Here is a 12,739-nt window from a genome sequence, read left to right on the forward strand (position 1 = left end):
CGTCTACTCATGAATACTTCGCATTTCCTTCGCAATTTTCCCTTTTTTCAAGATTTGGAGGAAGACGATCTGGACAAGCTTTCTCCCCTTTTTTTGACTCGTACTTATGAGAAGGGAACAGACGTCTTCCGAGAAGGCGAGCCCGGTGATGAGCTTTACATCATTCAAAGCGGCATCGTCAAAATCTATCGGGATGACGGAGTCAGAGACGTCATTCTCGCCATTTTCCGTGATGATGATTTTTTTGGAGAAATGGCGCTATTGGAAAACGAGCAGGTACGCTCCGCTTCCGCCCAGACGCTGGAAAAAACGACGCTGTATGTCCTGAAACGCCGCGATTTTGTCTCATTGGTCTATCAGAACCCGATGATCTCTCTGCGTATTTTGCAAACGGCCCTTGACCGCTTGCGCAAGACGAACGAGATGACGATGGATCTGACCATGCGCGATGCCCGTACTCGCATTGTGAAGATGCTGCTGCGACTGACAGATAAGCATGGCATCTTTCAGAAAACGGGCGTTCTGATTGATCTGAAGCTGACTCATCAACAAATCGCCGATATGACAGGCACAGTACGCGAGACAGTAACCAAGGTATTGCTTGAGCTGCAAAATCAGCAAGTCATCCTGGTCAAGAAAAAGAAAATCTACATCTGCAATCTCGCAGAGTTCGAACGGTTGGTAGAGGCATAAATGAAAAAGACCATCTGGAAGCTCTCCTTCGCCTTAAATTTGCTGGTAGTGCTGCTCTGCGTCGCTCTTTTTTGGGGAGATGCGTTAGATAAGCTGCATTACGCTGTCTACGATTACGACATGAAACAAAGTATGACCCACGCTCCCCATGAAGACATCATCGTAATCGACATTGATCAGGAGTCCCTTGATCTGATCGGAACGTTCCCTTGGCCTCGCGATACCTACATCCCTCTATTAGAAGCTCTGGCAGAGGCAAAGGTCGTCGGATTTGACATCACCTTTACCACTAAAAGCGAAGACCCGGCAATCGATGAAGCATTTGCTGCCGAGCTGGCCAAGCATGACAACATCATCATTCCATCGGTAGTCGAGCTGGAAAGCTTTTTCCGCAAAGAAACGACGGTCATCAAAGATCAGCTCATCAAAGGTCAAGCGCTGATCAAACCGATACCGGAAATTGCTTCGGCAGCCAAGACTGCGCATATCAATGCAGCACTTGATGAGGACGGCGTGATCCGGCGCACATGGCTCATGCTCGATTCGCCTGAAGGCAAAATACCTTCTCTCGCCTACCAAATGGCGGAAATGTATGGTGCCGACGTCAAGCATTATTTGACGGATCACCCGCAGACAGAGCTGCCCATCAAGTTTGACGGCTCCACCAAGGATTTCATGAACATTCCGTTTTACATGGTGCTCAGCGGCGAGGTCCCGCCTGAAACGTTCAAGGACCGGATCGTTCTGATCGGCAATGCGGCTGCAGGGGATGATGCCCATCCGACACCGATCGATAACCATATGTATCTCGTCTATGCACACGCCAATATCATCAACCAGCTGCTGCACGATCAAACGATCACGATCGCAAGCGATGGTCTCATCCTCCTGCTGATGCTACTCGTGCTTCTCCTTACTGTCTGGTTTACGTGGCGCAAAAAGCCGCCATACAGCATCGGCATGGTCATTGCGGTTTCGTTTCTTTTGCTCTATGGGCAGTGGCTTTTGTTTGATACCAAGCTGATTTACCTGTCTCCCGTCCTTCCTCTCGTCACCTTGTTTGCTGCTTTCTTTGTCAATATCGCAGCCAAGACATATGCGGAAACGCGGCAGAAGCAGTTTATCACCCGCCAGTTCGGGCGCTACATCTCACCGGAGCTAGTCCGCGAGATCGCCAAGCGCGAAGTTGAGCTGCCCCTCGGTGGTGTGAACAAGGAGCTCTCGATTCTCTTCCTGGACATTCGCGGGTTCACTCCTCTCTCGGAGAAGCTGCGGCCGGAAGAAATCGTCGACTTTCTGAACCGGATGTTTGACATGATCACCACGCAGGTCCTACATAATCACGGTACGATCGATAAATTCATTGGAGATGCAGCGATGGTCCTGTTTAACGCACCTCTCGACGTCCCCCATCACGAGTATTACGCGGTGAAGACGGCATATGACATCCAGCAGGGCATGGAGCAGGTACGCAGGGACATCTGGGAGAAGCATCAGGTCGAAGTCAGCATTGGCATTGGTATCAATACGGGTGAGGTAGTCGTCGGCAACATCGGTTCCTACCTGCGCGTGGACTATACAGCCATCGGCGATCACGTCAATACAGCAGCGCGCATCGAGTCAAACGCCGCCGCCAATCAAATATTAGTTTCAGAAGCGACCTATGAGCGGACGCGGTCGTATTTCCGCTATGCGTCTATCGGCGAGAAGCGGATGAAAGGAAAGGCAACAAGCGTCCATTTGTTTGAAGTGACTGGTTTCATAGGAGCACCGGACGAAGTGCATGTGTCCGCGAGATTGTAAAAGGGGAGGGAATCCGGAAGTGAATATAATCCTGAAAGGACATGGAGCACGTCTCCTGGCAAGCTGGCGAACTTTCCTCTTGTTCGCCGTCATCTGCTGCTTGCTTGTCGGGGGGGCGAAGACGGCGGCGGCTGCCGATACCTCACGCGTAGCGAAGGTCGATGCCGTCACAGGGAATGTTCAGGTCAAAAAAGCAGGAGGAACCAAAGCGTACAAAGCTTTTAAAAGCATGAGCCTCAATCAGGGAGACGTCATTACTACGGGTCCGAAATCGAGCATTACCATGAGCATGGATCAGTCTGCCGAGGTGACCGTCAGTGAAAATACCGTCCTCTCACTCTCAGATTTGCAGGCTGCCATCAATAGCAATCAGGCAAACCTGAAAGTATGGTCGGGGTCAGTCTTTATCAAGGTAAAGCCATTTACAAACAAACAAGACAAATTCACCATATCGACCCCTACAGCCATTATGGGAGTTCGGGGAACACAGCTGCTCGTCAGCATCGATCCGAATACGGGAAGCTCATCCGTTTTCGTAGCATCCGGGACTGTAGCTACCCAGGCTCCAGGCAATAGCCAGATTCAAAATATTTATGCGGGAATGCTAGGCAGCTACTATCCGTCAACAACTGGCGGCTCGACGCTTCCGTCTGAATCGGCTGTCTCCTTTATTCAAGATGATGATCTATTACAATCACTCTCACCGCAGATTATCGAAGCACTCATTCGCAACAAAGCTTTGATGGATCTGGAGCACGATCAGTTCATCGCACAGCTTACACAGCAGCTTGCAGGCTCAACCATCCCTTCGACGCTGCAGCTGTCATCAGACGCTGATCTGAAGCGCTATCAGCAAAACCTGGAAAACCTGCTGAACGCGTTGCTGCAAACAGCGCTTGAGAAAAACATCATTTCCAAAGAAGATATCGCTGATCTGATTCAAAAAGTGAATCCAGAAGTAAACCGGAAAATCGATCTCGACAAGCCGTCTGAGCTTGACTGGAATCCCAAACAGGATCAAATGCGGGATGAATGGTTGAAATTGGAGGAACAGCGAAAAAAGCAAGCGGAGGAAGAGAAGCAAAAACAAAAGGATGCATTGACAAAACAAGCAGAATTGTTGGCCAAGCTGCAGGAGCAGCGTGACAAGCTAAACAATGCAAATGAAAAAGCCAAGGAAGAGGCCATAAAAAAGGCACAAGAACAATTCAACCAAACCCATCCAGCTGCACCTGGTTCCTCCGCTGGATCTTCTGGTAGTTCAGGATCGGGCGGCTCAGGATCAGGTGGTTCTGGGTCTGGTGGGTCCGGGTCAGGCGGGTCTGGATCTGGTGGCTCTGGTGGATCCGATAAAGATGATCCAACCATTTCATCCATCGCCCCACTCTCCCTGGAAACGTTTCTCCAACAGTCGTACACGCTTCCAGCCACTGTAGAAGCTACGATGAACAAGGGCTCGAAACGTGAGGTACCCGTTACCTGGAGCAAAAAAGCAGACACCAGCCTCACAGGAGTCTATACCTTTGAAGGAACCGTAAAAGACTACGAGCAAAAGGTGAAGGCTACGCTTACAGTCTTCGCGCGTATCGGCACACCCGTGCCTCTCATGCAGCAGCGCATCCTGTTTGAAAATGGTGTCGTCATGGACTTCGGTTCCATGAGCTTGCCTGAAAAAGCTACGGTAACGCTGCAAAACGTTTCGCCCGATTTTTCAAACGAAACACTTTCGGCGGCCGGGCCCATTATCGATTTCGTGTTCCGAGGGATCGAGATTCATGACCCTGTCACGATTTCCTTCCCTGTAAATGGGAAATCTGTACAGCAGGTCGGTATCTTCCATAGGGAAGGCGATGAAAAATGGGAGTACGTCCCGACAACAGTGGAAGCCGGAATCGCTACGGCTACGGTCAATCACTTTTCGACCTACGGCGTACTGAAAGCGCCGCAGGTGGCAGCCGTGACTGCAACACCGGATGAGGGACTAGTCGATCAGGGAACAAGCATCTCCCTTGCCTCTGAGACTTCCGGGGCTACGATCTACATCAAAAAGGGAAATGCATGGAAAGAATACACCCCGAATGACCGGCTAGCTGTGCCAGGGGATGGAGATCGAATCGAGGCCTACGCCTCCAAGCTCAACATGCGGGATAGCGATCCGGTCAGCTTCTCCTACAGTACCGCACAAGCAAGCGTCATGGACGGCTCCACGATCAGCGTCAGCTTTACGCAGCCTGTGGATCCGGCTTCCTATCAAATTCGTGTATCTTCTCCCTCTACTACGCTGCCCATTGCCTTGGTAGAGCTGCATGGAGACAGCGGATTGACGATTGCTCTTGGGGTAGACACTACAGAAATGCTGATCCAATCGTACACGGTACAATTTTTCAAAGACTCCCGTTACGTGGCGCAAAGCAACTCTTTCACATTAGGAAAGGAACCGCCACCGACGCCAGTACCGTCCGTAGATGAGATCGAGATTCACCCAGATGAATACCTAGGGAGATTCTTCTGGTCAGCGCTGGAGGGTGAGCCGCGCTACCGGGTATACGTTAACAATGAAGAGATTCCTGAGCCATTCGTAAGTACAGATGGAGCGACCACTTATCTCGAGCTGCGTGAGGGATTCTTTGAACCCGACATCAGATACGTCATTAGAGTGGAAGCTTTGGATGAAGAAGGAAAGGTAATCGCGAAGGGGAAATATGCATTTACCACTGAGCCAATCGAATTGCCCGATCTGAACATCAAAGTAACGGACAAGCGTTCCAACCGAATTGAGATTAAATGGACGCAGAACTCCTTCAATGGCTGGTATCGAATTCATTTGGCGGGTGGTAATGGAGAACCTCGTAACTACGAGACTGTTGAAACCGTCTACACATTCTCCGATCTACAACCCGATACCGAGTACTCCATTTCCATTGAGGAAGTGACCGGTGACGATATTACCGGTACAGGAGAAAAAACAGTTCGGACACTAGCTGATGGAGAAGAAGGATTCGTCCAGCCTTTCGACATCAACTATGATCCAGAGCAGGATGATTTTTATTGGGATTCTATTTTCGATGCTGCTAGCTATACCGTGTATGTAAACGGGGATGAACGGCCCGCTGACATCGATGATAGAGAGAGTATCACGCGAATGACCCTGTATGATTTTTTCCCTAGTGCAGAAAATGACATTTTGGTCGAGGTTTATGACGATTCTGGCACCATGATCGCAGAAGGATCTATCTATTACATACCGGATGAGGAACCGGAAGAACCAGGTGAGGAACAGCCTGGCGGCGAACAGCCCGGCGGCGAACAGCCTGGCGGCGAACAGCCCGGCGGCGAACAGCCCGGCGGCGAACAGCCTGGCGGCGAACAGCCCGGCGGCGAACAGCCCGGCGGCGAACAGCCCGGCGGCGAACAGCCCGGCGGCGAACAGCCTGGCGGCGAACAGCCCGGCGGCGAACAGCCTGGCGGCGAACAGCCTGGCGGCGAACAGCCCGGCGGCGAACAGCCTGGCGGCGAACAGCCTGGCGGCGAGCAGCCCGGCGGTGAACAGCCCGGCGGCGAACAGCCCGGCGGCGAACAGCCCGGCGCCCCCGGTGACGAAGGGGAGGTTCCTCTTCCCCCTTTGGTGTAAGAGAACGGAGAACGGTCAAAATCTGCAAGTATTCAACCATAAGGAGTAATCGCTATGAAACCAATGAAACGGACCATCTGGATGGCGACCCTCATGACCAGTCTGTTGACGCTCCAGATGGCTACTCCCGCTCTGGCGCAGCCTACTCCGCCGCCTGCGGCACAAGCAGTCACAATCAAGGCGGGTAACGGGCAATTTGGCGAGGACAACGGTCCAGCCCACTCTGCATCCTTTCGCTCCCCTATGGGCATCGCCTTACATCCGGATGGGTCCGTCTATATCGCTGATACCAAAAGCCATATGATCCGAAAGCTGTTCCAGGAAAGTCTCTCCACATACGCCGGCTTCACCTTCTCACAAGATGCCTCGGGCTACCCAGTCGGCACCCTTTATGACGGCAGCGCCAAGCTATCTGTCTTTCAAGATCCGCAGGGTCTTGCGCTGGATGCCTCCGGAAATTTGTATGTCGCAGATACAGGCAATCACTCCGTTCGGAAAATTACTGCCCAAGGAGTTACCACGATCGCAGGGGATGGCGTCATGGGCAGCCGCGATGGGAAAATAGGGAGTGAGGCACGTCTACACTCTCCTGCTGATGTGGCAGTCGCTTCGGACGGTACTGTCTACGTGGCAGACACCCTGAATCACGTCATCCGCAAGATTGCTGCAGACGGAAAAGTAACGACACTCAGCAGTCCCTCCACCCGAGTCGTGGAGCTGTCCCCCGGGAATGTCGAGCCAGCCGGAGATTTCCAGGACGGACCACTGGCTACAGCCAAATTCAACGAGCCCAGTGGAATTTGCATCGATGCCAAAGGAAATCTGTACGTGAGCGACACAGGCAACCAACGTATTCGTTACATTGATTTGCACCTGCAAACAGTCTCTACTGTGGCTGGGATCACTACCACAAAGTACGAGCCCAACAGCCTCTACATGACGGGTGGCTATACCGATGGAGCTGCTGCTGCAGCCCAGTTTCAATATCCCCGAGGCTTGGCTTTAACAGCTGAGGGTGGCTTGGTCATCGCAGATAGTCAAAATCGTGCCATTCGCTACCTGCATGCTGGCAAGGTCACAACACTGTCTCCCGCACAATCAGCCGCAAGCACCACAGCAACTCCGACATCTCCCTTCCAGCTTCCGGTAGATGTTGCAGTAGATGCGACCGGAGCGATTTGGGTCGTAGACGCTTTTGGGAATACGGTTTTGCAGCTTCCTCCAAAATAAAGGACGTGGATACTGCTTTTCTCGTAAAAGAAGAAACCCCTGCCAAAATGGCAGGGGTTCCTCCTTTTCTCTTTGATTGAACTTACCTTTTATTGTTCGAACAGTTTTTCAAGCTCACCGCACCACTTGCTCCAGCCGTACTTCGCGCCTTCGAGTCCTTGAGGATTGGAGAATCCGGTTTGATCGAGATGAAGATTCACCTTTCCTTCTCCTAAATCCTGCAGCGTCCAGGTGACCGTATGCTTCTCTCCCCCACTAGCCCATGTGTAGGACAAGCGAGTGGGTTCATCCACGACAAGCACTTCTCCGTCAATCACTCCATTCCACCACTCAGTCGGCTGCGTCCGGAACTGAAAGCGATGACCGACAACCGCTTTAAAATCATTCTCCATCGGCTGACCCGTATGAATGTTGCACACCCACTTGGCAAGCTTGTTTGGATCGGTCAAGGCAGACCACAGCTTCTCCATCGAAGTTTTGTACTGAAAATCCAAAGATAAGGCTAAACTCATTCTTCTTCCTCCTCTAATAGTTGATGTAAACGCAGCATATTCGCACTCCAGAACTTGCTGTAGAAAGCCACCCAATCTTGAATTTCTCGAAGTGGAGAGGCGTTTAGCCGAAATCGGGTTTCTCTGCCTACTTTTCGGTCGAGTACCAGTCCGGCCTCTTTCAGGATTGTCAAATGCTTGGATACCGCTGTTCGGCCCATTTGAAACTGTGCGGTTAATTCATGAAGCGGTACCTCCTCCACCTCTGCCAGCAATTCAATCAGCCGGCGTCTGGTTGGATCGGCAATCGCATCAAACACATCCCGTTGCTGGTTGTTCTCGCTCACAACACTCCCTCCAAGAGGTTGATTTTCTGCAATGGCTATCTAAGGATGGCCCAGCCGGACAAACGATCAAATGATCACCTCCTTAAAGTTTGCGATTTTGTGGACGCAGCGCCCACGAGACGATGTTAAGGACAGTATAAAACAGCGGGAGGATGATAGAAAAACCGTACTCGCCAAAATCGTTGGCAAACGCATGAGAAAGAGCTGCCCCCGTCATTAAAAAGAAAATGCCAGCATGAACCCATTCCTTCAGCCTGGGGAATCCCGGCATGACAAGTGCGATCGCTCCGAGTACTTTCCATATCCCGAGAATGGTCAACATGTATAAGGGGTAACCAAGCTTCGTCACTAGCTCGACGTTTCCCCCGTATTGCATTAGCTGTCCGATACCACTTAACATGACTGCTGCTGCAAGCAGGAAGGTGACGGACCAGTAAGCAATCAATTTTCCTCGGGGCTGGAATTCGACGCGCGCTGTTGTTTCCACACCGATACTCTTACTCATTTGTTTCCTCCTATCATTTTTAAGGATACGGATTCTGTTTGCCAACGGACGAAATGAATAGCTTCTAATTGGACACTAAATGGTGTCACTTAGATAATAAGACACCATTTAGTGTCCTGTCAACACCATGTATTTTTGTTTCTGTTCCTTCAGGCAAAAAGGGCCTCGGCATGTTCATGCCAAAGCCCTACGACTGACTCACTTTGATTCTAGGTCCAATCCTTTCGCTTGCTGGAATTTCTTATTCAATCCTCGCAGATTGGCTGCTCAAGCGACGGACTAGCTCCTCGTCTACCTCCACGCCCAATCCGGGCAGCTCATTCAAAATCAGCTCGTTTTTTCTGTAAGTCAGGACTCCGATGTCTTGGGAGAACATCAGGGGGCCGACCATCTCATTGGAGAAGATCGCTTCTTTTGCGAGAGAAAGATGCGCACCTGCTGCAGTGGCTACAGCGGATTCTACCATGGAACCGACCTGACAGCGCATTCCTGCCATCTCGGCTTGAGCAACCAGCTTGCATGCCGGATAAAGCCCCCCGCACTTCATCAGCTTGATGTTGATTAGATCGGCAGCCTGCTTTTGGATGATTTCGCGCATTTCTTTTTCCCCGTGCAGCCCCTCGTCTACCATGACGGGAATGATGGTCTTTCTCCTGACGTCTGCCAAGCCAAACAAATCGTCAGCCAGGACTGGCTGCTCGATCCATTCCATCTGACAATCCTCGACCTGCCCAAGGACCCGCATCGCCGTAGCTGCATTGCCCCAGCCCTGGTTGGCGTCCACGCGAAGCTGGATGTCCTCGCCGATCGCCTCCCGCACAGCCCGAATTCGCTTCACATCGACAGCGGGATCCGTACCCACCTTGATCTTGATGCTCGTATAGCCTTCGGAAACAGCCTGTGCAGCTTGTCTTGCCATCTCTTCCGGTGACAGGATGCTGACGACAAACGGAACCGTCAACGTCGCATGCGATTTGCCCCCCAGCAGATTGTAGACAGGCTGGTTCGCCGCTTTCCCCATGATGTCGTAGCAGGCAATATCGATCGCTGCCTTTGCCGTCGGCGCGTGGTAAACCGCATTGGACATGAGCCGGTGAATTCTTTCGATATGGAATGGATTTTCTCCGATGAGCAAGGGCGCGATGTCATTTACCAGCATCTGATACGTGCTGGAAAAGGTCTCTCCCGTCACATGGGAGTCAGGCATGCCTTCCCCATACCCGATCACTCCCGTATCCGTTGTCATTTTTACGATTAGGCTCGGCAGCTCCTGATACGCATCGTACGCCACAATAAACGGCCGCAGCAGAGGAAGCTGAGTCGCGAACACTTCGATTGATACGATTTTCATAGAATCCCTCCTCTGTTTTTTCTTCCGAAGCTTCTGATTTTATAGTAGTCCATCTTGGGGGGGATGAAAAATGAGGTTGTCCAATGGTAACTATTAAAAAAGCAAAAGAAAAAGGCGATCTCGGACTTTCCCGAAAATCGCCTTGCTCACACGCGAAATGTGGGCCATACATCCAAAACAACATCAATGAAGCTGCTCACGGTGCTGAATTCACGCTGATCCTTTGGATAAATCAGATGGGTCAGCAGCCGTTTGGGAAATCGATGCAGGATTTGCAGGCTCCCCTGCTTGACCTCTTCCTCAATTATGACGTCACTGATCAGGGCGATGCCTGTTTGCGACAGGACGGCACGTTTGATCGCTTCTTCACTCCCGCATTCAATCGTGGAAGTCGGCTTGCACTGGATCTCGTCTAGACACTCTTTAATGACCCCTTCCAAGTCGTAGGTAATGAAGGGGTACACCTGGAAAAGCTCAGAAGCGCTGCGGGACATGACCATCTGCGGATGGGCGACTAGCACCAGATCTTCTTGGTCGATCAAAATCTCCTCGATTCCCGGCCGATTGCACTTCCCGGCAACGATGCCAATGTCCGCTTGGTTGGCCTCTACCAGCTTGATCGTCTCCTTGCTGTTGTAGCAAAGGAGCTTCATCTGCACTTGCGGGTGAAGATTGAGGTAAATGCTCAGCAGCTGCGATAAATAGTAGCTGCAGTAAAATTCCGGCGCTGCTACGATCAATTTGCCGTTTGGCTTCTCCAGCCTGCGCAAGTCCTGCTCCAGCTCCTCCAGATTCTGAAACAGCTTGTCGGTATGCTTTTTCAAAAGCTTGCCTGTCGGGGTCAGAAAGGTCCGCTTCCCTACCCGGTTTAGGAGGGTGTGACCGATATCCCGCTCCAATGCCTGAATCTGCAAGGTAATCGTCGGCTGTGAGTAACGCAGGATTTCCGCCGCTTTCGTGAGGTTGAGACATTCTGCCACCACATGAAACGTTTTTAATTGACGAAGTTCCATTTGCTTTCCTCTCTTTTTGTCTGGATCAGTCCTAACAACAAAGCTGCCCCAAAGCCGAATTCGACCAAGGGACAGCCCAGAGCTTACAAAACGAAAAACAAAAAGCGCAGCACTTCCATGTAATCGTTCGTTTCAAATTCAACCGTCTTGTGACCCGTTTGTTTTGCACCCGGATAGAAGGAACCGCTGTATGCATGATAGTGTTCACGGAAAGCGATCTCGACACGGAAGGATTCCGGCAATTTCACCAGGTATTTGGAGAGGTCATCTCCCGCAACGGCTTCGACCTGCTCCTTGATCCTCTTCAACGCCAGATCTGGATGAATGGATAGCGAAGCGTTGCCGATCCCTTCGCTCACTGGCACCGTTTTGATGTTTGGATTCAGCTTCTGGGCATCCTCACAAATCATCTTGTCCCCCGTAGCGAGCAGGACGGGAACCCCTTTATATGCTGCGATATACGTGTTGATCGTCAGCTCACTGGCGATTTCCCCATTGATCTTGACATGCTCATTTCGCATGTTCATGGTGTGTGCCAGAGGATTGCCGTTTTTCCCGCCTGCGGAGTGGTAGCCGATCAGGAAAGCGCCATCGAAGCTTTCGTCCAAGCCTGCCATCATACTGAACGGATCATTGGTCCACCCACGCAAAATTCTGACTTGCTCCGGCAGTTTGGACGGATCCAGATTGCGCGCGGTACTATGCGCGTCCTTGACGAGAATGTCTTCCACCCCAGCAGCGAGTGCTGCTTCGCACGCAGCATTCACTTCTTTGGTCATTTGCTCTGTAAAGTATTTGCTGAACGATTTCTCGATGTCTGCCTCGTTCCAGTTGGTAATACCGGTGATGCCTTCGATATCGGCGCTGATGAACAGCCTTTTCATACAGATACCCCCTTTTGTTTGAAAACAAGAGATTCCTGAATAAACTGACGGAATAGCGCAAGGAACATCGGATGGCGCTTGGTCATGCATTCCGGATGCCATTGAACCCCTAGCAAGAATTGGTCCTCCGTGCTTTCTATTGCTTCTACAATACCATCTTCTGAATAAGCTGTCGCTACGAGATTTGTCCCTAGATCCTTCACAGACTGATGGTGAAAGGAGTTCGTGAAGATCCGCTCTTCTCCAAAGATTTCATAGAGCTTCGTGTCCTTTTTGATCTGTACGGAATGATAGAGTTCATCGGATGCCGTCTGCTTCGGATAGTGCCCCAGCGTCCCCGGGATTTGGCTGTGGATATCCTGATAGAGCGTTCCTTTTAAAGCGACGTTGATCAGCTGGATCCCCCGGCATATGCCCAGGATCGGCATCTTTTGGTCATAGGCGCTTTGGAATAGGGAGAGCTCGTAGTCGTCCCGGATGGAGGATTGGGAGTGCAGCTCCTTGACCGGGTTTTCTCCATAGTAATAAGGAGCGATGTCGTTTCCGCCAGTAAAAACAATCCCGTCTACTAACTCTATGTATTCCTCGTAGCTCGTCTTTTGATCCAGAATGGGAATGGTGACGGGAATGCCGCCAGCCGCGTAAATCGAATCTGTGTAATTTCGACTGACCGTGCTGTACATCGTGTCTGTTAAATAGGTAGTAATGCCGATAACCGGTTTCATGGCTCTGTCTCCCTTACGAGGGCAGGGCCGAAAAGCAGCAGCTCCCCGACCCTTCCTCATTCAAAT

11 protein-coding genes are annotated in these 12,739 nt (G+C 51.3%); 4 read left to right on the plus strand and 7 right to left on the minus strand.

Annotation, left to right across the window (positions count from 1 at the left end):
- Positions 1 to 9: 9 nt before the first annotated feature.
- Genes ACLIN2_RS24390 through ACLIN2_RS24405 form a run of 4 tightly spaced genes read left to right on the plus strand, consistent with a single transcriptional unit; the run spans position 10 to position 7,357 of the window.
- Positions 10 to 693 (plus strand): Crp/Fnr family transcriptional regulator, encoded by a 684-nt coding sequence (locus ACLIN2_RS24390; RefSeq protein ID WP_170184416.1) that lies wholly within the window; start codon positions 10 to 12, stop codon positions 691 to 693.
- Positions 694 to 2,496 carry a CHASE2 domain-containing protein gene (locus tag ACLIN2_RS24395; RefSeq protein ID WP_411502401.1) on the plus strand — a complete coding sequence of 601 codons (1,803 nt, stop codon included), beginning with the start codon at positions 694 to 696 and terminating at the stop codon, positions 2,494 to 2,496. It begins immediately after the preceding gene.
- 19 nt (positions 2,497 to 2,515) lie between these two features.
- The gene (locus tag ACLIN2_RS24400) at positions 2,516 to 6,127 is read left to right on the plus strand and encodes an Ig-like domain-containing protein (RefSeq protein ID WP_411502402.1); all 3,612 of its coding nucleotides are present in this window, start codon (positions 2,516 to 2,518) and stop codon (positions 6,125 to 6,127) included.
- A 54-nt stretch (positions 6,128 to 6,181) separates the two neighbouring features.
- A complete protein-coding gene (locus ACLIN2_RS24405) occupies positions 6,182 to 7,357 on the plus strand; it encodes a copper amine oxidase (protein ID WP_411502403.1) in 1,176 nt (391 codons plus the stop codon).
- A gap of 89 nt (positions 7,358 to 7,446) precedes the next feature.
- Here ACLIN2_RS24405 and ACLIN2_RS24410 read toward each other — a convergent pair whose 3' ends face one another.
- The 7 genes from ACLIN2_RS24410 to ACLIN2_RS24440 form a co-directional block, all read right to left on the minus strand.
- Complete coding sequence (locus ACLIN2_RS24410) at positions 7,447 to 7,869, minus strand: SRPBCC family protein (protein ID WP_411502404.1); 423 nt, start codon at positions 7,867 to 7,869, stop codon at positions 7,447 to 7,449.
- Positions 7,866 to 8,195, minus strand: coding sequence for an ArsR/SmtB family transcription factor (locus ACLIN2_RS24415; RefSeq protein WP_301169689.1), 330 nt, complete (start codon positions 8,193 to 8,195; stop codon positions 7,866 to 7,868). Before ACLIN2_RS24415 ends, ACLIN2_RS24410 begins: the two co-directional genes overlap by 4 nt.
- Positions 8,196 to 8,277: 82 nt before the next feature.
- On the minus strand, positions 8,278 to 8,700 hold the full coding sequence (locus ACLIN2_RS24420) for a DoxX family protein (RefSeq protein WP_411502405.1): 423 nt from the start codon (positions 8,698 to 8,700) through the stop codon (positions 8,278 to 8,280).
- Between the two features lie 241 nt (positions 8,701 to 8,941).
- Positions 8,942 to 10,051 (minus strand): mandelate racemase/muconate lactonizing enzyme family protein, encoded by a 1,110-nt coding sequence (locus ACLIN2_RS24425; RefSeq protein WP_411502406.1) that lies wholly within the window; start codon positions 10,049 to 10,051, stop codon positions 8,942 to 8,944.
- A gap of 146 nt (positions 10,052 to 10,197) precedes the next feature.
- Positions 10,198 to 11,064 (minus strand): LysR family transcriptional regulator, encoded by an 867-nt coding sequence (locus ACLIN2_RS24430; protein ID WP_301169692.1) that lies wholly within the window; start codon positions 11,062 to 11,064, stop codon positions 10,198 to 10,200.
- 83 nt (positions 11,065 to 11,147) lie between these two features.
- Complete coding sequence (locus tag ACLIN2_RS24435; protein ID WP_411502407.1) at positions 11,148 to 11,948, minus strand: M55 family metallopeptidase; 801 nt, start codon at positions 11,946 to 11,948, stop codon at positions 11,148 to 11,150.
- Positions 11,945 to 12,673 (minus strand): gamma-glutamyl-gamma-aminobutyrate hydrolase family protein, encoded by a 729-nt coding sequence (locus ACLIN2_RS24440; protein WP_328202385.1) that lies wholly within the window; start codon positions 12,671 to 12,673, stop codon positions 11,945 to 11,947. The genes ACLIN2_RS24435 and ACLIN2_RS24440 overlap by 4 nt, the downstream gene beginning before the upstream one ends.
- Positions 12,674 to 12,739 lie beyond the last annotated feature (66 nt).

Source organism: Brevibacillus centrosporus (assembly GCF_046622605.1).
Lineage (GTDB): Bacteria > Bacillota > Bacilli > Brevibacillales > Brevibacillaceae > Brevibacillus > Brevibacillus centrosporus.